This is a genomic window from Paenarthrobacter sp. E2MeOHC11 (genome assembly GCF_058744955.1).
This window is the reverse complement of the sequence record NZ_CP196673.1, coordinates 4,843,138-4,865,481: the sequence shown is the minus strand read 5'-3', so window position 1 is coordinate 4,865,481 and position 22,344 is coordinate 4,843,138. Positions and strand designations below refer to the sequence as shown.

Here is a 22,344-nt window from a genome sequence, read left to right as displayed (position 1 = left end):
CTCGCACGGTCAATCCCTGAGCGCTTTGCCGGTTAAATGCAGGAAGACCGATTCGAGATCCGGACGTGTCACGGATACCGATGCCAGCGTCATTCCTGATCGGGCGGCAGTGGTGACAATCCCTGCAAGCAGGGCGGCCCCGTCCGTGACGGTGAGGATCAACTCGGTTCCCCCTGAATCGGTGACGCGATGAACGCCGTCGAGTGACCCAAGTGCTTCAGCGGCTGCCGTGGTCCGACCCGTCCCCACAAGGCTGATCCGGTCCACTCCGCCGGTTAGCGTGATGAGCTCGTCCCTGGTTCCTTCGGCCTGGACCCGGCCCTGATCAAGAATGGCAATCCGATCACAGAGGCGCTCGGCCTCTTCCATGTAGTGGGTCGTGTAAAGGACAGCCGTACCCTCCGATGACAGGTTTCCCACCGCCTCAAGAATTGAGTTGCGGGACTGCGGGTCGACACCAACCGTCGGTTCGTCGAGGATCAGCAATCCGGGGCGGTGCAGCAGACCGATACCAATGTTCAAACGACGCTTCATTCCACCGGAGTACTTTTTGGTTTGCTCACCCGCACGTTCGGCCAGCCCGAGGAGATCCAGGACTGAGTCCACCCTGGAGGCCAGTTCTTTCCGCCCCAGTCCTTGGAGCCTGCCGAAGAAGTTCAGGTTTTCGCGGGCCGACAGATCCGGATAAATGGCGAGCTCTTGAGGCACCAGCCCCAGATGGCGCTTTGCCGCAGTTCCCGCAGGGTCCATCCGGGTGCCGGCCACGTCTACTGACCCGGAATCGGCGGGGATCAGGCCGGCGACCATGTTGATAATGGTGGTCTTTCCGGCACCGTTCGGGCCCAGGAGGCCGTAAGTCTCGCCGGGGCGGATGGCGAAGGAGACGTCGTCGACGGCGGTCAGGTCACCGAATCTCTTGACGAGCCGGTCTGCTGACAGGACTGTTCCGGTGCGAGGAGGTGCCACCTGATTCTTCAAGGGCGCACCGGACTATTCCAGGCCGGCCCGTGTTGCGTCGTTGAGTGGAGTCCGAAGCGACATCGGCGCTGAAAGGTCGAATCGTCTCCCGGTTACTGAATCCGGAACGATCCTGAAGAGGTGGTCCTGGGCCACTCCCTGCCACGGGAAGAGGGCACGCCTGATTTCGTCAAGACGGGGGCCCTCCGATCCTGCTTCTTCAACGCCGCCTTTCACCACAACGCTCCAGGCGATACCGAACTCGGCGCTCACGGAGTCCGCTTCGATTGCTACCACGGCGTCATCCTCCATGGCCCACTGTTTGGTTCCCGGCCCGGTCCTGAAAACCACAGTGTTGTTATCCACGGCGAAGTTCACGGGAAAGATATCAGGGTGGCCGTTGACGATCACAGAAAGTCGTCCAACGTTGGCCTCGCCGAGGAGCCTCCAGCAATCTTCCGTTTCAAGTACTTCTGCCTCAGGCACTATGTTTTTGTCGCTCATGCGGAGATCCTACGGCCGCTTTTCGGTCCCCAACAGGGCCCAAAGGCCCAGCCTGCAACCCAGTGTCTGTGGCCGGGTGTGGCGAGGCTACTCCAAGCAAAAGCAGGAGCAAACCTACTTCCGCCAAACCCGCTCCGAAGTAGGCCGCCTGCAGGGCGCTGAACGGGATCAGGGCCATTTGGACGAAGATCCACACGAGGATGGAATATCCCGCCGTGGCGGCCGCCATGGATGCCAATCCACGTCGACGGAAGAGCAGGACGAAGGCCACCGTGTGTGAGCCCCCGACGATGACGGCCAGCAGAAGCCCCGGGACCAGGTAGCTGCTGAAGGGTGACCCGTCCAGGTATTCGACCGGTAGCTGGATTTCCGGCGGCAAAACGCTCTTGTCCACTCCCGGCCACGATCCGATGGCCATGACCAAGCCGCCGGCAATCGATGTCAACGCGACCAATGCTTGCACGGTCAGAAGCATCCCTCGAGTCATGGTTCCTCCTAAATGATGGTGTGTCGAAAACGTTGTCCGCAGCTACCGCAACGGAAGCAACTACACCGACACGCCGACGTCGGGGGTTACTGCTGGCTCGTCGTCATTCACTGCAGGCCGGCCCTTCCGTCAGCGTTTGGGGGCTGCAGTTGCTCGGGATCGAAGGCACCCTGATCCAGACGGAACGGCGGATATTCGTCGCGCAGCAGGGCTCCGTAGATGAGCACGCGGTACACCCATCGGTTGATGCCCATGATGAAGGCGAACAGGGGTCGCGGGTAGCTGCCGGTAAACAACAGGATTACCAAAGCGATGAGGACCAGCAGACCCAGCAAGGACAGTCCGCCGCCGCGATCGTTGATCACGCCGGCGGGTCCGTCCTCGGTTCTCCAAGCCCACGTCGCCGTTCCTGTGAACGCCCCCACGATCAACAGGTGCGGTATGAGCAGCAACCAGGACTTTACAAGAACCAGGCCCCGGGAGAGGCGGGCCGGATAAACCACCTCCACGTTCGCCGGGTAGTCCGTCCGGGAGAGGCTGAACGGAGGATAGTGATCGGTCCCGCCTGCGGCGTAGGCATAGAAGGCCACGCGCCAGTTCCATCGGAGGACGCCGACATTGAAATGAAAGAGGGACAGCGGGTAGCGGCCAGTAATAAGGATGGCGAACCAAGCAATGATGCTGGTGACGGCGAACGCGAACCAGAGGAAAAACAGCACGAAGAAATGGGGGATGGCGAGGAACCATTTCACCAGCCACAGCCACGGCGACAATGCGGCGTCCAGCTGGCCGGTGAAATGAAGCGGAGAGTTAAGGGCGCTTACCGGTGCGGGTCCTCGCGCTGCCGGTGATGTCGAAGGGGGTTGCCCCGGTGATCCTCCGCCACGGCCCAGACCTACGGCGCCCAACACCAACAGCGGAACGCCGATAAGGATGGCCAGGATGCCGGCGAACAACAGGCCCATTGCGGCAGGCCTCATGAGGTCAGAACGGAAACCGGCCTGCAGATCTGCGGAGACGCCACCGCTGGCGTCAGCGTTCATCACCACCACAGTCCAATTACCGGGGGCGATGTTCCACGTGAGTTCCTGCTCGCCCGTTCCGGAGGCCGAGGCTGCCCAGAACTGTTGCGCACCGGGCGTTGCAGGGGTGGATGATCCTGGAATGTCCGTGTAAACGGGCCGGAAGGGTTGGAACTTCACTTCACGCAACTCAGTGTGGTGCACCCCTGCAAGGTATGCGTCCACCTCGTTCTGGGGTGCAATGCCAATGAAGACTTCACGCCCGGCTTCCGTCGCGGAGGCACGGAGCCTGAGGGTTCCGACGTCGAAGGGAAGCCTTTCGGGCGTGCCCTCGCCCACCGCATCGAGTTGGGGGGAGACCAATGCCCGGGACGAAACCGTGTACCGCTCTGTTGGGGAGGTGAAGAATGATCCGTCGTTTTGGGAAGAGGCAAGCCATGTCGCTACCGCACCTGCCGCGGCCAACGTGAAGCCGACCAAAGACAGAACAATGCCGACAATGAGGAGGACAACATGACCTGGTTTTTTCATGGTTAGCGTTCTTTCCGGTTGGAGATCAGCGAGGCAACGCCGAGGGCTGCGGCAGCGGCCCCGGCCGCAGCCGGGAACAAAGCCGAGAACAGCATGGTGTTGGACAGTGCCAGGACCCCGTAGATCAGGAGCAGGAACGTCGCACCCCTCGACTGCGCGGAAGATGCGGTCCCGAAGGGCAGTAGGGTCTTTGTTAGCCCTACCGCTTCGATCACGGCAGACGCGCCGACCGCCGGTCGCACTGGAGCTGCTGGTACGGACATCTGCCCAGTGGTCATCTCAATGACCCTTCTCCGGGGAGTGGACCACCAGGACGGGGCAGTGCGCGTGAGCAACGCAGCCCGAACTGACCGAACCGAGGAGAAGTCCACCAAAACCACCGTGACCGCGCCGGCCTACCACCAGAAGTGATGCATGTTTGCTGCCCTCAACAAGCCCTGCACGGGGAGACTGCTGAACAAGGCGGGAACTGACGTTCCTGGGCTTCTCAGTGCCGAAAGCCTCGACCAGTGCCTTATCGAGTCGTTCCTCGGCATCATGGGCGAAGCCATCTATGCCCATGGCCAGATATCCTTCGTATCCCAGCGGCATCTCCCAGCACCCCCACGCTTCAAGCGGTGCATTGAGGGCCAGCGCAATTCGTTGTCCCTGGCGTAGTGCTTCCACCGATGCGTCGGAGCCGTCGACGCCAACAATGATCTTGCTCGGGTCAAGCCAGCCTGCCATCACGCACTCCTCTGGATTCCATATGCTGTGGCAATGGACAAGAGTTCTTCACCCCACGCAGCTGCGCGGGACGTCTGTCCGTCAAGCAAGGGACCCTCAGTTCCCTTGACGTAGAAGGCCATTGGCTCGGCCACTATGCTGGCTCCGGCCTCTTTGAGGGTCTTTGTGATCTTCTTGGCGGCATCACCATGGATGAACAGCTTGACCCTCGTATCAAAGCCGGCAGCAACCACCCCGGAAAGCCCTCGGCTGCCAAGACGGGCCAGAGCCTCCATGGTTTTCTGTGTGGGGCGCCAACCGTTGATCGGGCTGCCGACCACCAACAGGTCACCTGCCGAGATGTCGTCGGATCGCACCTGACCGGCCGGCAGGACTTTCGCGTTCAGTGGGCTGAGGCCTGCGGCAATGGCCTCAGCGATCGACTTGGTGTTGCCAAAGCCGGAATCATAGACAACGAGTGCTTTCATGACTGTTCCTTGTTCTTCTCGTGGGCGTTTTCCCGGGTGCGCGGCCTCCACCGCATAGGGCGGTCACCCATGAAAAGGGTTGCCCAGTACGTCCCCCCACCCATCACGAGGAAACCCACCACACCGAGTGCCAAACTGCCTAGTGGGAAACTCACCAGCAGCAGTCCGAGCCCGCCGAGCGCAGCAAGGCAGCCTCGCTTTATGCCCTTCCAGCGGCGTCGATCGAGGTCTTCCAGGCTCATGAGTGCTGCCAGCCTGGGGTCCTCCTCCAGAAGACCCTGCGAAATGTTGTCCAGTTCGAGCCGTTCGAACTCCGAAAGTGCCATGGTGTGCCTCCTGCCTTCCCTCCCAGCATGTGTGGTGCGGCAATGCGGAAACAGGGCCGAAAGTCACACCAAGGTTCGGGACCAAAGACTCTGCCCGGGCTGGCCCGGGCCGCCCAGAATCAAGGCATGCAGCCAGCCATCGAAGAGTCATATGTCACATGGTTTGAGGACATCGGAATGGGGGATGTTCCCGAAGTGGGCGGTAAGAATGCGTCACTGGGTGAACTCACCACATCGTTGCGTTCAGCAGGGGTGAAGGTCCCCGACGGCTTCGCTACGACGTCCGGCGCGTACAGGAAGTTCTTGGCTGCCAACGGACTCGAATCGGTCATCAGTCATTCCATGAGTGAGCTTAGGTCAGGCAGGTTGTCTCTTCGCGAGACGGGGCATGCCATCCGCGACGCAATGTTGGCGGGCGAGTTTCCGTCCGGACTTATTGAGGGCATCAGGCATAACTATCGGCGCCTGGGCGAACGGGCCGGGCAGGAGCGATTGGCGGTAGCTGTCCGCAGCAGCGCAACGGCAGAGGACCTGCCGGATGCCAGTTTTGCCGGGCAACAGGAAACATTCCTGAATATCTCAGGTGAGAGCGCACTCCTGGATGCCTGCCGACGCTGTTTTGCCTCGCTTTTCACTGATCGCGCCATTAGCTACCGGGAGATCAAAGGGTTTGGGCACTTGGACGTGGCACTGTCCATAGGTGTCCAGCGCATGGTTAGATCCGACATCGGAGCGTCAGGGGTGATGTTCTCCATCGATACTGAGTCGGGCTTTCCACAGAGCGTCGTCATCAGCGCGGCATGGGGATTGGGCGAGACCGTTGTCCAGGGCACCATCAACCCGGACAAGTACCAAGTGTTCAAACCGCTACTTGATAACCCCGCTCTGGTGCCTGTGATCGAGAGATCCGTGGGATCCAAAGAGCGCAAGATGGTGTACCGCTTGGGAGGGACCGCCTCCACGGCGATGGTGGAAACCACCGACAAAGAACGACGTGCCACTGTTCTCCCGGACATCGACATCATCAAGCTCGCGCGGTGGGCCGTGTCCGTGGAAGACCACTACGGACGTCCCATGGACATGGAATGGGCCAAAGACGGCGTCACAGGCGAGCTGTTCATGGTCCAGGCGCGACCGGAAACAGTTCAGGCCCAAAAAAGCGGGACGCTCTTCCGCATGTATCACCTGGGACAGGATGGCCGTCTCCTTGCGTCCGGCGCAGCGGTCGGGAATTCCATAGCCGTAGGCCCCGTCTGCATCATCCGCGATGCCAAGGACATTGAGGCGTTTGTGGATGGGGCCATTTTGGTAACCCGGATGACGGACCCGGACTGGGTTCCCGTGATGAAGCGGGCAGCTGGGATCGTGACTGACCACGGGGGACCCACCAGTCACGCGGCGATTGTGAGCCGTGAGCTAGGCGTTCCCGCCGTGGTGGGTACTGGCGACGCAACTGACGCGCTGGCAGGTAGGGAAGTTGTCACGCTCTCGTGCGCCGAAGGAGAAGAGGGACACGTCTATGACGGGATGCTGGACTTCGAAGTAGAAGAGGTGGACACCGGGAGCCTTTCCGAAACGCGCACGGACATCATGGTCAACATCGCCAGCCCGGCCGCAGCTTTCACCTGGTGGCGTCTTCCTGCTGCAGGAGTCGGCCTGGCGAGGATGGAATTCATCATCAACAACTTGATCCGTGTTCATCCGATGGCCCTTATCCATCCCGAGTTGGTGATGGATGACGCCGAATCAGCTGTTATTGAACAACTGACCAGGGGCTACACCAGCCCCGAGGAGTATTTCGTCAGTGTCCTTGCCACAGGCATAGCCAAGATTGCTGCTCCTTTCCATCCGAAACCAGTGGTTGTCCGGCTCAGCGATTTCAAGAGCAACGAGTATGGACATCTCATCGGCGGCAGCTTCTTCGAACACCCTGAAGAAAACCCCATGCTGGGATTCCGGGGGGCTTCCCGCTACTACAACAAGCACTACCGTGAAGCTTTCGCGTTGGAATGCCTGGCCGTGAAACGCGCACGTGAAGTCATCGGCTTCTCAAACGTCATAGTCATGGTTCCCTTTTGCCGCACAGTGGATGAAGCGGACAAGGTGCTCAATGCGATGTCGGAGAACGGACTTGTGCGTGGAGAGCACGGGCTGCGCGTCTACATGATGTGTGAGATCCCTTCCAACGTGGTGCTGGCGGAACAATTCGCCCGCCGTTTTGATGGGTTCTCCATCGGTTCCAATGATTTGACCCAATTGGTGCTCGGCGTAGACCGTGATTCGGAACAATTGGCAGGGCTCTTCGATGAACGCGATGAAGCCGTGACCACCATGATCTCGGAGGTCATCGGGAAGGCGCATGCAGCAGGAATCCGGATAGGGATTTGTGGTCAAGGTCCAAACAACCATCCGGATTTTGCGGAGTTTCTTGTCCGTGAAGGCATTGACTCGATTTCACTGAACCCCGATACCTTCATCCGGACGGTCCCCTTGATAGCTGCTGCAGAAAAGCATCTCAAACGGCCGGACCCAGTGTAGAGCCATGAAGGGATCACCCACGGCGGCTGCGGCGAGACCCCCTTATGACGCGGTCATCTTCGATCTGGATGGCGTAGTCACCCGGACTGCCATGGTGCATCAGCTGGCTTGGCGCGACGCGTACGAGGCGATTATGGGCGATCCCAGGTTTCCGAAGGTCAAACCTGTGCAGCCGTTTACTTCAAACGACTATTTGTCCTTGGTGGACGGCAAGCCCCGCGAAGTCGGGCTCATGAACCTGCTGGCGTCCCGGGGCGTCGTCGTTGATCTCGGCGCACCAAGCGATGCAACCGGCGATTGGACCGCTTACGGGCTTGGGGCGCTGAAGAACAAGGCTTACCTCGCCCGTCTAAAGAAGGACGGCGTTCAGGCATACCCGGGAACACTGGAGCTGCTGGGCAGTCTGCAGGCGGCAGGGGTTAAGGCGGGGGTGGTGACGTCGAGCCGCAACGCCACTCCCGTGTTGGCCGCGGCCGGCATGGCAGAGACTTTCGCGGTGGTGCTGGACGGTACCGTCGCCTCAAAATTGGGGCTCCCGGGCAAACCTGAACCGGATGTATTCCTGGAGGCGGCCAGGCGCCTGGGGGTCCCGCCGGCTCGCGCCGTGGTCATAGAAGACTCAGTGGCGGGGGTGACATCCGCGCGTCGCGGTGGATTCGGGCTTGTGGTGGGCATCGACCGGCAGGGGACCCGCCGACAACTCGAAGCAGCTGGTGCGCACGTGGTCCTCAACGATGTAGGCGAGCTGGACCTGGGCCTGGTCATGAGTGATCCTTGGCAGCTCACCTACGAAGGGACAGCGCCGGAACACGAGGGGCACCGGGAAGCCCTCACGACGTTGGGCAACGGATATATGGGTGTTCGCGGGGCTGTTTCCGAAGGCGGCCGGGAGTCGCGCTATGCCGGCATGTATCTGGCCGGTGTCTACAACAGGGTGGTCGCCAGAATGGGCGAGGAGTCTGTAATCGACGAGCACATGGTCAACGCACCCGATTGCCTTCCCTTGGACCTCTGCCTGGAGAACGGCACGTGGTGGTCGGAGGGTGGCTTGCGTTTGGTGGAGGAGCGGCGGACTTTGGACATGGGTCGGGCTCTGTTGATTCGTCATGTTCTTCTGGAGTCCCCGGACGGTCGGCGTCTGGACGTCGCTGCAAGGCGCTTGGTCTCCATGGCGGAGCCGCACGTGCTGGCTGTCGAGACTCTCTTGACGCCGCTGGGCTGGAACGGAACAGTCACGGTGCGGAGCGGGGTCGATGTTGGCATCAGGAATGCGAACCTGCCGGAGCCGGCCATGGGAAGCCGCGTCCACTTGAGCGACAAGACGGCAGGAAGCCGTGGTGGCCCAAGCTGCGATCTTCTGGTCGAAGCCGAAACCAGCCAGAGCCAAATACGCGTAGCCGTTGCCTTCCATGCAGATGCTGCAGGCAATGCAGGGTCGCCTGGAAGGGTCAAGGCGTTCCACTTCCTCACTTTTGACGTTGCTTGCACTGATGGTGCGGCAACCGCCTTAACCAAGGTTGCCGCCGTCGTAACATCCCGGGATAAGCCCATATCGTCCGCGGGTTCGGCCGCTTCGGCCGTTCTTGCGAGGGCGGGCACAAACTTTGAAGCTCTGCTGAGTTCCCATGTGGCCGCGTGGAGGCGGATCCTTCGGCCGTTCCTCGTGGAACTCGACTCCTCCACCCAGGTCCAATTGGTCTTGAACCTTCATCTTTTCCACCTCCTGCAGACCCTGACGCATCACACGGCAGAGCTCGACGCCGGTGTTCCGGCCAGGGGACTGCACGGCGAGGGCTATCGGGGTCACGTCTTTTGGGACGAGCTCTTCGTCCTGCCCGTACTTACTGCCAGAACCCCCGAGGTGGCCCGGGCACTGATCGAATACCGATGGCGGCGGCTCCCGGAAGCAAGGCAGGCGGCGTCAAGGCTCGGTTTGCCCGGAGCAATGTTCCCGTGGCAAAGCGGCAGCGACGGCAGCGAAGAAACTCCGCATTGGCTCTACAACGCCAGGTCGGGGCGCTGGGTGCCGGACCATTCCAGGATGCAACGGCACGTGGGGCTCGCGGTTGCCTTCAACGTCTGGGAGTACTTTGAAGCCACTGGTGACAAGGCTTGGTTCCTGTACAAAGGAGCAGAACTCGTTGTGGAGGTGGCACGCTTCTTTGCTGCCATGGCGGCGTATGACCACCATGATCACCGTTTCCACCTGAAAGGCGTCGTAGGCCCGGATGAATACCACACCCGCCGTTCAGGGGAGCCCGATCCGGGCCTGGATGACAACGCCTACACCAACGTCATGGCGGCATGGACCTGCGAGCGCGCCGCAGAGATTCACGGGATGCTGAAGGGCCATGAGCTGGCTGATCTCACGGAGCGTTTGAGCATCACGGCTGACGAAGTGTCGTTGTGGAAGCGGGTGTCCCGGAGGATGTTTGTTCCGTTCCACGCCGATGGTGTCATCAGCCAGTTTCATGGGTACGACGCGCTGGAAGAACTTGACTGGGACAAGTACCGCCAGATGTACGAGAACATCGAGCGGCTGGATCTCATCCTTGAAGCGGAGGGCGACGACGTCAACCGCTACAAACTCGCGAAGCAGGCCGACGTGTTGATGTTGCCGTATCTGCTGGGCCATGAGGGGCTCCGCGAGTTCATGGCGAAACTTGGTTACGCCTTGTCCAACGAGCAACTGGACCGGACTATTGAGTACTACCTGGCCAGGACGGCTCACGGTTCCACTCTGAGCCGCGTCGCCCACGCCTCTGTCCTGGCTTCCGTGGACCCGGATAGGGCATGGGATAGCTTTCGGGAGGCGTTGGACGCAGATCTCGATGACACCCAGCATGGGACAACCAAAGCGGGCATTCACCTGGGTGCCATGGCAGGTTCCATAGACGTCATTCAGAGGAGCTTTGCCGGGCTGAAGTTGGGGCGGGATGGTTTGTCTTTCACGCCGTCCATGCCGAGGGGATTGCGCGCGGTTACCTTTCATGTGAAGTACAAGGGACATTCGTTGAAGATCCAGCTGAAGGATGGTCGCCTCCGAGTATTGTCCGCGGATGGCGATGCCGCTCCCGTTTCTCTTCGGATGGAAGGGCAGGCTGTCATGTTGGCTCCCGGGGAGAGCCGGAGCTTCAGGATGAATCCTGGCCAGGAGGCGCGCCGGTCATGAGGCGCTTGGGGATTCTCACAAGTGGTGGTGACTGCCCGGGTTTGAATGCTGTCATCCGAGGGGCAGTTCTCAGGGGGACCATCAGCCACGACTTCGAGTTCGTTGGATTCCGCGATGGGTGGAAAGGTGTCCTGGGTGACGATGTCATACCACTGCCCAGGTCTGCGGTGCGGGGGATTTCCGGTCTCGGGGGCACGATGCTGGGGACATCCCGGACGAATCCCCTGCGGGACGGTGAATCTGGGGCCGTGAGCCAATCACTTCGCAGGCATGGTGTGGACGGGTTGGTAGCCATTGGGGGTGAGGGAACCCTTGCGGCGGCCCGGATCTTGTCAGAGCAGGGAGTCAACGTTGTTGGTGTACCAAAGACCATCGACAACGACTTGGGTGCTACGGATTACACGTTTGGATTCGACACTGCCGTCCAAACGGCTACCGAGGCAATCGATCGCCTGCGAACAACCGGGGAGTCCCATCATCGGTGCATGATTGCTGAGGTCATGGGAAGGAGTGCAGGGTGGATCGCCTTGCATGCAGGGATGGCCTCGGGCGCCCACGCGATCCTGATACCCGAGCACAGGGTTTCCTTGGAGCAAATAGCCGTTTGGGTCAGTTCGGCCCATGAACGCGGCAGGGCCCCTTTGGTGGTTGTTGCAGAGGCTTTCGCACCCACGGGACAGGAGGCACCGTATTCACCAAGGGGTCTTGATACCTTCGGCCGGCCGCGTCTCGGTGGCATCGGAATAATGTTGGAAGGGCTGGTGCAGGAGATGACCGGGATCGAAACCAGGGCCACCGTTCTGGGACACATCCAGCGCGGGGGCGCACCCACGGCTTTCGACAGGGTCCTCGCCACCCGCCTGGGTATGGCTGCGGTTGGTCTCGCTTCTGAAAGGAAATGGGGGACCATGGTCTCCCTGAGAGGCACCGACATCACGGACGTGCCCCTCGCGTCGGCTTTGGGGGATCTCAAGACCGTTCCGGATGCACGCTTCAAGGAAGCGGAAGCCTTGTTCGGATAGCGGGGAGATTGGTCCGCCGTCATGGGGCATGCCTTCCAGCGTCCAAGGTCCTGCAACGGGACCGGGCAAGAAGCAACGGGACTTCCGGCCCTTACGACCCAACTCTGTCAGCGGGCATCCTGATGGAAGGCATAGGGGGACCGATGATGCCGTGATCAGCAAGTGCAGAAAGGGCGGACCCATGACTGGGATCTTTGAGCTTTTTACTGACGGCCAAGCCAACGTCAGGTTCCGGCTGGTGGACTCCGAAGGACGGGAACTCGCAGTCTCGTGCTCGTACGTAGACAAGGACTCCGCGGTGCGGGGCATCTCTCGTGTCCGTGAGTGCGCGGGGATGGGCTTGGTCCAAGACCATTGTTTGCCGATGTCGCCAGCCGACACGAAACCCGCAGGCAGCCGGGTTCCTGCGCATGGGCAGATGCGCAGGGTTGCCGAATGAAGATCGAACGCAGTTCTGGGAAATCGGAACCCGGACCTCAACGCCCATCTGAGACGGCCGAGCCAGGGTCGGGCAATCAGGGCAGTCAGCCGCAACGCCGACGGGTTCCTTCAATCCCACAGAATCCGCTGGTTCAGCAGTTGTTTCGGATGGGCAAACGCCGCGAGGACGCGGAAGCAAAACTCGAGAAACGGTTCGCGAAAAGAAAGAAAACCTGACGTCCAAGCCCGGTGACGGTGACCCGTCATGGAATCCTCAACACGGCGGCTCCAGTGATTCTGTCATTCGCGAGGTCGTCCAAGGCTTGATCGGCAGCGGCAAAGGGATATGCCGTGGTGGTGGGAATCAATGGCATGTCCGCTGCGAGGGAAAGCAATTCCGTTCCGTCAGCCCTCGTGTTGGCGGTGACGCTGCAGACTTGCTTCTCGTAGAAGAGCTCGTCCGCGTAGCTAATCGAGGGGATGTCGGAGAGGTGGATGCCGGCGACCGCCAGAGTTCCGCCCCTGTCCAACGCCCTCATCGCGATAGGTACCAGTTCACCGACCGGTGCGAAGAGAATGGCTGAGTCCAGCTTCACCGGGGGAGCGTCGAATGCACCGCCGACGTATTCTGCCCCCAGGCTTCGGGCCAAAACCTGCGCTTTCCCGGATCGTGTCATGACGAAGACCGACGCGCCTGAATGGATTGCGATTTGCGCGGTCAGGTGGGCTGAGCCTCCGAACCCGTAGATGCCCAAGCGGCCGCCGGGGGGAAGGGCAGCCCGTTTCAGGGCACGGTAGCCAATGATTCCGGAGCAAAGGAGCGGCGCTGCCTCCTCATCACTGAAGTGGGGAGGAATGGCGTAGGCAAAGTCCTCCCTGACTGTCATCATTTCCGCGAAGCCGCCGTCACGGTCCCAGCCAGTGAAAATCGGTTTGCTGCACAGGTTCTCGGCGCCGCGCTGGCAATAGCTGCAAGCACCGCATGTGCCGCCGAGCCAGGCGATGCCCACCCTGTCGCCGGCTTCAAACCTGCCTGTGCCTGATTCCACTACGATTCCCACAGCTTCATGACCTGGAACAATCCGGGAATGGCGCGGAGGAAGGTCACCTTCAGCCAGATGCAGGTCCGTGCGGCAGACACCACACACGTTGACTTTAACGAGTAATTCGCCCTCGTCAGGTGTCGGTACGACCTTGCTCCCTTGCTCCAGCGGGTGAGTCGAAATGCTTCCTGGCCGTCCCACCCACCACGCCTTCATCGTGTTTGCCATGCAATGAGCGTGATGCAGATGTGATCCGGCAGCAAGAGTCAAAGGTCCTACAGGAACTGGGGTGGGTACGCCTGCTCATCCCTATCGAGGTCTGGACCGAAGATATCGGGCACTTGGGTCTCCGGACACTGTGACCTTCGGCCCTGTTCGATGCTGGCCAACCACGGCATTCTGACAGGAAGGAAAGCCACAAGCGCCAGGAGGAAAAAGAATGAGCAAAGACGGATCACCGGGGAAGATTATTGTGGGGGTGGATGGTTCGGAGCCGTCCATCGAGGCGCTCCGCGAAGCCCAACGTTTGGCAGTCCCCTTGGGGGCAGCAGTCGAGGCGATGGCCTACTGGGATTTTCCGCCGGTCTATGAGGGCTATCTCGCCGTGGGGATCACGGGATTTGAGGAGGCAGCCGGGCAAGTCCTGAAGGAGTCAGTCGAAAAGGCGTTCGGCATTGACGTGCCGGACAACGTCACTTCGCACCTGGAACAGGGCCATCCCCGGCAAGGACTGATCAAAGCAAGCCGCGGGGCTGAGATGGTGGTCGTGGGCAGGCGCGGCCATGGCGGATTCGGCGGCCTACTGATGGGATCGGTCAGTTCGGCCTGCGTCGCCCACGCACATTGCCCCGTTCTTGTAGTGCACACCCCCGAAAAGGAAGCATGAAATGAGTGTGCCCAGCCAAGAACCTGTACGCATCGATGGTGCCCGTCACGTCAGCGAAGACCTTAGTGAGGTGCAGTGCTGGGAGAAGCTGCATTCGCACGACACTGGGCGGATAGGTTTCGTCCACCACGGCAGGGTGATGATCTTGCCTGTCAACTATCTGGTTCACGATCACGCCATTTACTTCCGCACTTCGCTGGAAGGGCTGATTGGTGGGCCGGCGGCCCGGATGCAGACATCTTTCCAAATCGACGATGCCAGGACTGATCGAAGCGAAGGATGGTCGGTGTTGGTCAGCGGGTCCTCAACCCATGTTGTTGACCGGGAGTTACTCACGCGCCTTTGGGGCCACATGACGGCAGAACCATGGGCCGGTGGGGACCGAGGCCTCTTCATCTGTATCCAGCCCACCATCATGACAGGGAAGCACGTTTATCTCGCCTAGCTGTGACGCGAAAGTGCGGGCTTGCCCGGGGGAACCGGCAAGCCCGCACTTTCAGTGCCCTAAGTTTGGGGTGTCATCGTCACTTTCAGTCGGAGTGCTTGACCGGGCTGATCCGCGCGATAATCGTGGGACACGGCAATTTGGTGAGAACCGCATGCGCTGTCGAACCCAACAAGAGGCGTTTGAAACTGCCCCGGCCGCGGCTGCCTACCACCAGCAGTTGTGCTGTGGCCCCGGCCGCGAGCAGTGCTTCGGCGGGCCGCGTGTGGGTGTCGAGGACTTGGTGTACCACCAGATCCGGGTACTTGTCTGCCAAACCGGCGACAGTTTCGGCCAGGACGACGCGCTCTTCTTCCGTGATGACCTCGAAGTAGTTGGTGTTCGGTACACCGCGGGTTACCCAAGGTTCCGGTGTGAGGAAGGCATGGAGAACCGTCAGCTCCTGTCCCTGGCGGTCGGCCTCTGCCGCGGCAAACGCGACGGCCTGTGTGGCCTCTTCAGAACCGTCCACGCCGACTAAAATCCCTTTGCGGTTTGTCATGTCGTGCTCACCGATAACTGCTACGGGACAACGCGCGACGGCGGCAACCTGTAAAGCACGATCGGTCAGGGAACCTCCGGCCCAGCCATGGCCGGAACCAATGACCACCATGGCGGCCTTTTTGGACCTCTTGCCCAAAGCGTAGCCGGCCCCACCCGAGACGAGGTCGGTGGTGACATTGACGGTGGGTTCCATCTTTGCGGCACGGTCCTTGGCAGCAGCAAGAAAGTTGATGCCGGATTCCCGGATCCACTCGTTATAGCCCACAGAATCGTACGCCCAGCGGTCATCCACGGCATGGACAAGCTGTACCGGCAGCTTCAGGGCGGCCGCTCGACGCATGGCCCACCCCATGGCAGCCTCGCTGCTGGGTGAATCGTTGACACCGACGACAATTGCTTCATTCATGGCTTGGCCCGTTCTTCGTTGATGGGTTCCCGGATATCGGCCGGGGCCTTGTTGTCAGTTTGTACCGGGTTCATACCGCCCAGTTAGGGCCGGAAGTCCTTATTCCGGTGTGGCTACGGAGATGGTCTCCTGATACTCCGGAACCCGGGCATTCCACCCCAGTTCATGCTTGATACGAAGCCGGAGTGCCTCGGATGCCTCCGGTTCACCATGAGTGATATATGTCATCCGTGGTGAGGTGGGTGCTGACCGCATCCAACGAATGATGGCGTCCGAGTCCGCATGGGCGCTGAATCCTTCGAGTTGGACTACTTCTGCACGGATCCGGACGTCTTGCCCATAGACCCTCAGCTCTCGTGACCCGGCGGCCAACGCAGCGCCCCTTGTTCCGGCGGCCTGATACCCGCTCAAGATGACTGCGTTCCTGGGATCGCTGCCGTATGCCTCAAGGTGATGCAGTATCCGTCCACCGGTCAGCATGCCGCTGGCGGAGATGATGATCATGGGACCACCTCGGAGATTGAGGAGCTTTGAATCGTCCGCCGTTCGGGTCATGGTGGCCAAGTGGTACATGTCCTTGAATTCTTCCGGGCCCAGCCGATGTTCATCCGGGTGCTGCTGGTACATGTAGGAGGCATCAATTGCCATGGGGCTGTTGAGATAGACGGGAATATCGGGAATGAGGCCTTTTCGGCGCAGGCGCGCCAGCTGCAGCATGAGTGTTTCCGCGCGGCCGACGGCGAATGCTGCGATGAGGATGACGCCATTCCGCTTGGCCACCCTGGACACTACCTCGCCTAGTTCGGTTTCGGGACTTCCGGACGGATGGGTCCGGTTGCCATAGGTGGACTCCGTGATAAGCACGTCAACGGACTCCAGCGCCCGGGGCGGGTACATCAGCGGGTCGTCGTCGCGGCCCAGATCTCCGGTGAAATGAACAGTGTTTCCGCCCACCCGGATGTGAAGCTGCGCGGCCCCCAGGATGTGACCTGCCGGAACGAACCTGGCCTGGACGCCGTCGCCAAGGTCCATGGGCTCGTCGAACTCAACAGGGCGGAAACTATTGAGCGACTTCACTGCGTCTGCCGCCGTATACAAAGGCAGGTCGGGGGTGTGGATTGACGATCCACGGCGATCGGCGTACTTGGCTTCCTCCTCCTGCAGGTGTCCGCTGTCAGGCAGCAGGAGTTTGCACAGTTCAGTGGTCCCGTGTGTGGCATGGACGGGACCCCTGAAACCATCCCTCACGAGCCTGGGAACGTAGCCTGTATGGTCCAAATGGGCATGCGTCAGCAGGACTGCATCAATGGATGCGGGGGAGACAGGAAAAGGCTGCCTGTTCCGTAGGCGGAGCCGTTTGTAACCTTGGAACAGTCCGCAGTCCACCAGGATTCGTGTTCCTTGGAAGTCCACCAGGTAGCGGGAGCCAGTTACGGTGTCCGTGGCGCCAAGAAAGCGCAGAGTTGCGGGACTTTTGGTGGCCATGTCGATGCTCCATCCTTAGGGCAGGGTACGGCTCCACGGGGTGAACAAAGGCCGGGCCGTTGAGGGCTGTTCACTGCGATGAAGCCATTGGCGCCGCGCGGTTGCGCGGCGCCAATCAGTGGTGTGGTGATTATGGCGTGGACGCCACGTGGTGGTGCCTGTATTCCTCAGTGCTTGGCCTGATCGCCAGAGCGGTCACCACCAAAGCCACCGCACCTGGGATCCAGGCACTCCAGGCTGCGCCGGTTGCGGAGGTGAAGCCACCCACCCAAGGAGCCAGGAGGAGGGCTACTGCCACTATTGCCTGGGCCCACTCAGCGACGGGCATGCCGGGCATGGCCAGGTTCACCACGCCTCCAATGACCAGCAAGAGGCCCAACGTGACCATGATCGCCGTCGACGACCCGGTTTGCGTGGTCCACAGAACTGACAGGGCTGCATATGCGCCGGCAGCGATCACGGTATAGTCCTGCCAACGCGTCCATTTCTTCATGGGGATCGATACTCCTTCATTTTGTTCGATGCCGGGGCCGCCCACCTTCTGCGAGCGGTTTCGGGTCTCCCGTTCTTCCAGCGTCGGTACAAAGGCACGTTCCCAACAGGGCCAAAAGTCACACGCGCCGGCAGGGTCCTTGGGCCCTTGTGGGCAGGGCAGGCAGTCGGCAAGAATTTGGCAGAGCCGCCAACAAAAAGCTCTCGATATTGCGGCCATCGGCCGCCGGACAGGAGAATCATGGATCGCCCAGAAACAGCCGGCCAAACCACCGGCGTTTCCCCCGGAGAACCAATCCGCGTCTTCATCCTCGATGACCATGAGTTGGTTCGCAGAGGCCTCCAGGAACTTTTGGAAGGCGAAGGTTTCGTGGTGGTCGGCATGTCTGGTTCAGCGGAAGAAGCGACGCGCCGGATTCCCGCGTTGCGTCCCGATGTCGCTGTTCTGGACGCACGGTTGCCCGATGGCACCGGAATCGAGGTGTGCCGGGACGTTCGCTCCGTCGACCCTGGACTGAATTGCCTGATCTTGACGAGCTACGACGACGAGCAGGCCCTCCGCGCCGCTGTTCTTGCCGGGGCTGCAGGCTACGTCCTGAAGGAAATCGGGGGCACGGACCTGCTGGGCGCCTTAAGGAAAGCCGCCCACGGTGAGTCGTTGTTCGACGAAGCCGTCAAGACGAGAATCGTCCAAGGCCTCACTGCACCGAAGAAGCAGGATCCCAGGACAGCTTCCCTCACGCCGCAAGAGCGCCGTGTCCTTGACTATGTTGGTCAGGGCATGACCAATCGCCAGATCGGTGAGGAAATGCTTTTGGCAGAGAAAACGGTTAAGAACTACGTCTCATCCTTGCTGGCCAAACTCGGGTTTGAGCGCAGAACCCAGGCGGCGGTGTTCATGGCTCAAGCACCCGAAGAGGATGCCGGTTCCCTGCGCTGAAGGATCAGCTCAGCGGGACAGACCATGTCATTGCTGTCCCGTTTCCAGGCGCACTGGTGATGGAACTGGTCCCGTTCATTTCCTTTGCGCGCAGAGCAATGTTGGCCAGGCCGTTTCCCGGGGCCGGATCGACAAATCCGCATCCGTCGTCCACCACTTCCAAGGTCAGCCAACCTTCGGCCACTGAAACTGAAACACTGATGGATTGAGCCCCTGAGTGGCGCACGGCATTGCTGAGGCCTTCAGATACGACAGCCAGAAGGTGTTTGATGATGGCTTCATCGTCCACCAAGTCAACGGCGCCAGCCAGCGTCAGATGTGGCGCGTACGGCAGGGACTTGGCACCGGCCTGGATTGACTGGAGGATGCGGCCGCTCAACGGCTCCCGCTCACGGGTACTGGCCTGCAGCGAATAGATGGTGTTGCGCAGATCGCGGATACTTGTGTCCAGCTCTTCGGTCACAGAGTCGATCCTGCTCAAGGCAGCCTCGCCGGTCGTGAAACGCCGGAGGCTTTGGAGGCTCAGCCCAGCTGCAAACAGCCGTTGTATGACCAGGTCATGGAGATCCCGTGCGATCCTGTCCCTGTCGGAGAACACCATCACTTGTTCCCGGAGCCGGTGAATCCGCTCCAGCGCCAGCGCGAGGGCCACGTGCGAACCGAAGACTGCCCCCATCTCCACATCGGTCTTTGAAAAATTGCCTGAACCGGGATCGCGGGCAAGGACCAAGAGACCGTGATGGGCTCCTTGGGCGCTGAGGTCGATGATCAGCAGCCGGGCCGACACCCCCTCGCTGGCAAGACCGAGGAGATCCTGGGAATCATCAAGGCAAGCGGGCTTTCCGGTGCTTGCGACGCCCTGCACTTCAGTGGCTTTCATCGCCAACGACGCGCCGGCGAATTCAGCGCCACGGGCTCCAGCGGTGCCCGCCACTACATAGGGCTCATGAGGAGACGGAACAAGGATCAACGCCAGATGGGAACCCGATTCCCGGAGGGCCCTCGCCGCGATCAGGTCCAATGCCGAGTTCTCGGCCTGCCCCAGTTGGTCTGCGCCGAGCATTGTTCCCGTAACGTCCATGCAGGCTTCAAGCCAAGAGGCGCGGCGGCGGGCATCTTCATACAGCCGGGCGTTCTCGATTGCCACGCCGGCCGCCGCGGCCAACGCCACGGCAAGGTCCTCATCCTCTGGCGTAAAGTCTCCGCCGCCTTCTTTTTCGGTCAGGTAGAGGTTCCCGAATACCACATCCCGTACCCGCACCGGGACTCCGAGGAACGACTTCATGGGAGGGTGGTGCTGCGGGAATCCGTAGGCTTTCGGATGGTGGCCGAGGTCATGGAGGCGCAGCGGCGTCGGCTCCGTGATGAGCAGTCCGAGGACACCGTGTCCAGTAGGGAGAGGGCCGATGCGTCGGGCGAGCTCGCCGTCTATACCTACCGTAATGAAATGACTGAGAGCGTTGTCCTCCCCGATGACACCCAAGGCGCCATAGCGCGCCTGAAGCAGCCGACATGCCGAGGTCACCACGCGGTCCAGCACCGCTTCGAGGCTTAGGTCTTCTGCCACGGCCACAACCGCCTCGAGCAAGCCCCGTGTTCTTTCCTGTGCCTGGAGAAGCTCTCCCGCGCGGCCAACAAAGTCCTTCAGGAGGTCCTCAATCCGAATCCGAGGCACAACGTTGGGCTGGGGCTCGGGTGCTTCTGAGTCGTTCACCGGTTCCTTTCAAAGAATGCTGGAAATCCTGTGAGGGGACCGAACGGCGCCCTGTTGCCAGACTACTCTGGCGCCCGCGCGGCAACCATGGACATTGTGCATGTGGGCCTTTGGGCCCTGTTGTCCCCGCGCAGCCGGACCTACGGTCTAACCATGACGAACAAACCCACGGTTCCGGAAGCAGAGATCCTGGACAACAAGCAGTGTTGGGAACTGCTGCGCGGTGTCTCGGTGGGCCGCCTCGCAGTCTGGGCGCAGGACCATCCAGACATCTTTCCCATCAATTACAAAGCAGACCACGGCACGCTGGTCTTCCGCACCGGTGAGGGGAGTAAGCTCCACGCAGCCCTCAGCGCCACACCGGTAGCGCTGGAAGCTGACGGAGTTGACCCACAGTCGGGAGTCGCGTGGAGCGTGGTGGTCAAGGGAAAAGCAGAGAGCATCAAGCTGACCCAGGAAGTACTGGACACTGTCGGTCTGCTGCTCTTCCCGTGGCAGGCCGGGCGGAAGGATCATTTTGTCCGGATCGTTCCCACCTCGTTGACCGGGCGCCGCTTCAACGTGACCCCACCGCTGACGTGGTGGAGTCCGCTCGACGACGCCACCCGGGCGGGTTTGGAATGAAAACAAAGCCAAGTGCCGGCGTCGAACGTCTGGAACCGGACGAATGTTGGGACTTGCTGGCGCAGACCAACGTTGGACGCTTGGCCGTCCTGGTGGACGGGCACCCCGATATCTTTCCCGTGAACTATGTGCTTGACGGTGACAGCATCGTGTTCCGAACCGGGGCGGGCACCAAGTTTTGGAGCACACTGACAACCCCTTGCGCTCTGGAAAGTGACGGCTACCGGACCTTCAGCGGAAAGGCATGGAGCGTCGTTGTCCGAGGGCAGACGCACCTGATACTCGACCGGCAGGAAAGAGCCGACGTCGACGCCCTGGGCCTGGATCCTTGGCAACCAGGCATCAAGGACTGCTACCTGAGGCTGACTCCGGAGGCGGTCACTGGGCGGCGGTTCAAGACCAAACGGCCAGATCTCTGGGGGACCCCCTTGAACGACGCCCGCCTGGACGACTTCCACTAGCGCACGCACCAGCGCACGCGCCCGGTGTTTCAGCCAGGCATAACAAGGACGGAGCAACACAATGAAGGCACTCGTCTACGGTGGCCCCGGCGAAAAGTCCTGGACAAACGTTCCGGATCCGGTCATCCTGCACCCCACCGACGCAATCGTTCGCATCGACACCACCACCATTTGCGGTACGGATCTGCACATCCTCAAAGGAGATGTCCCAGCGGTCCAGCCAGGGCGCATCCTCGGGCACGAAGGGGTAGGGACCGTCACCGATGTTGGGAGTTCAGTGAGTTCACTCCGCCGGGGGGACCGGGTGATCATCTCCTGTATCAAGTCATGTGGGCATTGCGGCAACTGCAGGAGGGGCCTGTTTTCGCACTGTCTGGGTGATGAAGGACAGGCTGGAACCGGCTGGATCTTCGGCCACCTCATCGATGGTACCCAGGCTGAATCCGTTCGGGTTCCCTATGCCGAGAACTCCCTGCACAAACTGCCCCACGGCGTGACCGACGACGAAGCCGTCATGCTCTCCGACATACTGCCCACGGCCTTCGAAATCGGAGTCCAGGCCAGACACGTGGCTCCGGGAGACGTCGTGGCCATCGTGGGGGCAGGACCCATTGGACTGGCGGCCATGGCAACAGCCGGACTCCACGGTGCGGCAACGGTGGTGGCCATAGATCCAGACGAGGGCCGGCTCACCAAGTCCCGCGACTTCGGAGCCACCCACACGGTCAATCCCGGCAACCCCGAATGGATTGCGGACGTTCTCGCCCTCACTGATGGCGCCGGGGTGGACGTGGCCATGGAAGCGGTCGGATTACCGGAGACTTTTGACATGGCCCTGCGCTTGGTCCGCCCCGGCGGGCACGTAGCCAACATCGGGGTCCACGGAAAACCCGTCCAACTGCCCCTCCAGGACCTGTGGATCCAGAACATCAACATCAGCATGGGACTGGTCAACACCGACACCACCCCGATGCTGCTTCGCCTGGTGGCCCAACACAAGCTCCCTGCGGATAAGTTCGCTACGCATCATTTCGGGTTGGAGCAGATCATGGATGCCTATGACACGTTCTCGCGGGCGGTGGAAACAGGGGCCCTGAAGGTGGTTCTCAGCCGAAACCCTCATGACTGACCAG

General features: G+C 61.0%; 24 protein-coding genes. 11 read left to right on the top strand and 13 right to left on the bottom strand.

The annotated features are described in order from the left end of the window. Positions 1-9: 9 nt before the first annotated feature. The 8 genes from ACSSVG_RS22510 to ACSSVG_RS22475 all read right to left on the bottom strand — a co-directional run bounded on the left by ACSSVG_RS22510 (position 10) and on the right by ACSSVG_RS22475 (position 5,020). A complete protein-coding gene (locus tag ACSSVG_RS22510; RefSeq protein ID WP_492416427.1) occupies positions 10-966 on the bottom strand; it encodes an ABC transporter ATP-binding protein in 957 nt (318 codons plus the stop codon). 24 nt (positions 967-990) lie between these two features. After that, on the bottom strand, positions 991-1,461 hold the full coding sequence (locus tag ACSSVG_RS22505) for a pyridoxamine 5'-phosphate oxidase family protein (RefSeq protein WP_231340656.1): 471 nt from the start codon (positions 1,459-1,461) through the stop codon (positions 991-993). Further along, positions 1,436-1,948: a hypothetical protein gene (locus ACSSVG_RS22500; RefSeq protein ID WP_231340655.1), complete on the bottom strand. Its 513-nt coding sequence runs from the start codon at positions 1,946-1,948 to the stop codon at positions 1,436-1,438. The genes ACSSVG_RS22505 and ACSSVG_RS22500 overlap by 26 nt, the downstream gene beginning before the upstream one ends. Positions 1,949-2,055: 107 nt before the next feature. Next, a complete protein-coding gene (locus tag ACSSVG_RS22495) occupies positions 2,056-3,501 on the bottom strand; it encodes a DUF4389 domain-containing protein (protein ID WP_492416424.1) in 1,446 nt (481 codons plus the stop codon). Positions 3,502-3,503: 2 nt separating this feature from the next. Beyond that, complete coding sequence (locus ACSSVG_RS22490) at positions 3,504-3,779, bottom strand: hypothetical protein (protein ID WP_231340653.1); 276 nt, start codon at positions 3,777-3,779, stop codon at positions 3,504-3,506. Position 3,780: 1 nt separating this feature from the next. Then, the gene (locus ACSSVG_RS22485; protein ID WP_231340652.1) at positions 3,781-4,227 is read right to left on the bottom strand and encodes a universal stress protein; all 447 of its coding nucleotides are present in this window, start codon (positions 4,225-4,227) and stop codon (positions 3,781-3,783) included. After that, entirely contained in the window at positions 4,227-4,694 is a 468-nt protein-coding gene (locus ACSSVG_RS22480; protein WP_231340651.1) for a flavodoxin family protein, read from the bottom strand. The genes ACSSVG_RS22485 and ACSSVG_RS22480 overlap by 1 nt, the downstream gene beginning before the upstream one ends. Further along, positions 4,691-5,020, bottom strand: a complete 330-nt coding sequence (locus ACSSVG_RS22475; protein WP_231340650.1) for a DUF3040 domain-containing protein — start codon at positions 5,018-5,020, stop codon at positions 4,691-4,693. The genes ACSSVG_RS22480 and ACSSVG_RS22475 overlap by 4 nt, the downstream gene beginning before the upstream one ends. 126 nt (positions 5,021-5,146) lie before the next feature. Between ACSSVG_RS22475 and ppsA the strand changes: the two genes are divergently transcribed. From ppsA to ACSSVG_RS22450, 5 genes are read left to right on the top strand one after another with little or no spacing between them, the layout of a single operon-like run. After that, entirely contained in the window at positions 5,147-7,558 is a 2,412-nt protein-coding gene (ppsA, locus tag ACSSVG_RS22470) for a phosphoenolpyruvate synthase (protein WP_492416421.1), read from the top strand. Positions 7,559-7,562: 4 nt separating this feature from the next. Further along, entirely contained in the window at positions 7,563-10,730 is a 3,168-nt protein-coding gene (locus ACSSVG_RS22465) for an HAD-IA family hydrolase (RefSeq protein ID WP_492416419.1), read from the top strand. Next, entirely contained in the window at positions 10,727-11,752 is a 1,026-nt protein-coding gene (locus ACSSVG_RS22460; protein WP_492416417.1) for a 6-phosphofructokinase, read from the top strand. Before ACSSVG_RS22465 ends, ACSSVG_RS22460 begins: the two co-directional genes overlap by 4 nt. Continuing rightward, the gene (locus ACSSVG_RS22455) at positions 11,715-12,191 is read left to right on the top strand and encodes a YegP family protein (protein ID WP_492416415.1); all 477 of its coding nucleotides are present in this window, start codon (positions 11,715-11,717) and stop codon (positions 12,189-12,191) included. The genes ACSSVG_RS22460 and ACSSVG_RS22455 overlap by 38 nt, the downstream gene beginning before the upstream one ends. Further along, complete coding sequence (locus ACSSVG_RS22450) at positions 12,188-12,409, top strand: hypothetical protein (protein ID WP_492416413.1); 222 nt, start codon at positions 12,188-12,190, stop codon at positions 12,407-12,409. The genes ACSSVG_RS22455 and ACSSVG_RS22450 overlap by 4 nt, the downstream gene beginning before the upstream one ends. A gap of 26 nt (positions 12,410-12,435) precedes the next feature. Here ACSSVG_RS22450 and ACSSVG_RS22445 read toward each other — a convergent pair whose 3' ends face one another. After that, positions 12,436-13,443, bottom strand: coding sequence for a zinc-dependent alcohol dehydrogenase family protein (locus tag ACSSVG_RS22445; RefSeq protein WP_492416411.1), 1,008 nt, complete (start codon positions 13,441-13,443; stop codon positions 12,436-12,438). A 211-nt stretch (positions 13,444-13,654) separates the two neighbouring features. Here ACSSVG_RS22445 and ACSSVG_RS22440 point away from each other — a divergent pair, with 211 nt between their 5' ends. After that, positions 13,655-14,101 carry a universal stress protein gene (locus ACSSVG_RS22440; protein ID WP_231340644.1) on the top strand — a complete coding sequence of 149 codons (447 nt, stop codon included), beginning with the start codon at positions 13,655-13,657 and terminating at the stop codon, positions 14,099-14,101. A gap of 1 nt (position 14,102) precedes the next feature. Further along, the gene (locus ACSSVG_RS22435) at positions 14,103-14,546 is read left to right on the top strand and encodes a pyridoxamine 5'-phosphate oxidase family protein (protein WP_231340643.1); all 444 of its coding nucleotides are present in this window, start codon (positions 14,103-14,105) and stop codon (positions 14,544-14,546) included. An 85-nt stretch (positions 14,547-14,631) separates the two neighbouring features. Here the strand turns inward: ACSSVG_RS22435 and ACSSVG_RS22430 are convergent, their stop codons facing one another. The 3 genes from ACSSVG_RS22430 to ACSSVG_RS22420 all read right to left on the bottom strand — a co-directional run bounded on the left by ACSSVG_RS22430 (position 14,632) and on the right by ACSSVG_RS22420 (position 17,473). Then, the gene (locus ACSSVG_RS22430) at positions 14,632-15,495 is read right to left on the bottom strand and encodes a universal stress protein (protein WP_231343483.1); all 864 of its coding nucleotides are present in this window, start codon (positions 15,493-15,495) and stop codon (positions 14,632-14,634) included. Positions 15,496-15,594: 99 nt separating this feature from the next. Continuing rightward, on the bottom strand, positions 15,595-16,980 hold the full coding sequence (locus ACSSVG_RS22425; protein ID WP_492416409.1) for an MBL fold metallo-hydrolase RNA specificity domain-containing protein: 1,386 nt from the start codon (positions 16,978-16,980) through the stop codon (positions 15,595-15,597). Positions 16,981-17,110: 130 nt separating this feature from the next. Next, positions 17,111-17,473 (bottom strand): SPW repeat protein, encoded by a 363-nt coding sequence (locus ACSSVG_RS22420; protein WP_231340225.1) that lies wholly within the window; start codon positions 17,471-17,473, stop codon positions 17,111-17,113. Positions 17,474-17,713: 240 nt separating this feature from the next. On the opposite strand from ACSSVG_RS22420, the gene ACSSVG_RS22415 reads away from it, so the two are divergent. Continuing rightward, complete coding sequence (locus ACSSVG_RS22415; protein WP_492416407.1) at positions 17,714-18,412, top strand: response regulator; 699 nt, start codon at positions 17,714-17,716, stop codon at positions 18,410-18,412. A 4-nt stretch (positions 18,413-18,416) separates the two neighbouring features. On the opposite strand, the gene ACSSVG_RS22410 is transcribed toward ACSSVG_RS22415, so the two are convergent. Further along, positions 18,417-20,126 (bottom strand): GAF domain-containing sensor histidine kinase, encoded by a 1,710-nt coding sequence (locus tag ACSSVG_RS22410; protein WP_253468084.1) that lies wholly within the window; start codon positions 20,124-20,126, stop codon positions 18,417-18,419. A 153-nt stretch (positions 20,127-20,279) separates the two neighbouring features. Between ACSSVG_RS22410 and ACSSVG_RS22405 the strand changes: the two genes are divergently transcribed. From ACSSVG_RS22405 to ACSSVG_RS22395, 3 genes are all read left to right on the top strand, one after another. Then, on the top strand, positions 20,280-20,750 hold the full coding sequence (locus ACSSVG_RS22405) for a pyridoxamine 5'-phosphate oxidase family protein (RefSeq protein WP_231340222.1): 471 nt from the start codon (positions 20,280-20,282) through the stop codon (positions 20,748-20,750). Next, positions 20,747-21,211 carry a pyridoxamine 5'-phosphate oxidase family protein gene (locus ACSSVG_RS22400; protein ID WP_253468085.1) on the top strand — a complete coding sequence of 155 codons (465 nt, stop codon included), beginning with the start codon at positions 20,747-20,749 and terminating at the stop codon, positions 21,209-21,211. The genes ACSSVG_RS22405 and ACSSVG_RS22400 overlap by 4 nt, the downstream gene beginning before the upstream one ends. A 61-nt stretch (positions 21,212-21,272) precedes the next feature. Then, a complete protein-coding gene (locus ACSSVG_RS22395) occupies positions 21,273-22,340 on the top strand; it encodes a zinc-dependent alcohol dehydrogenase family protein (RefSeq protein ID WP_492416405.1) in 1,068 nt (355 codons plus the stop codon). The last annotated feature ends 4 nt before the right edge of the window (positions 22,341-22,344 follow it).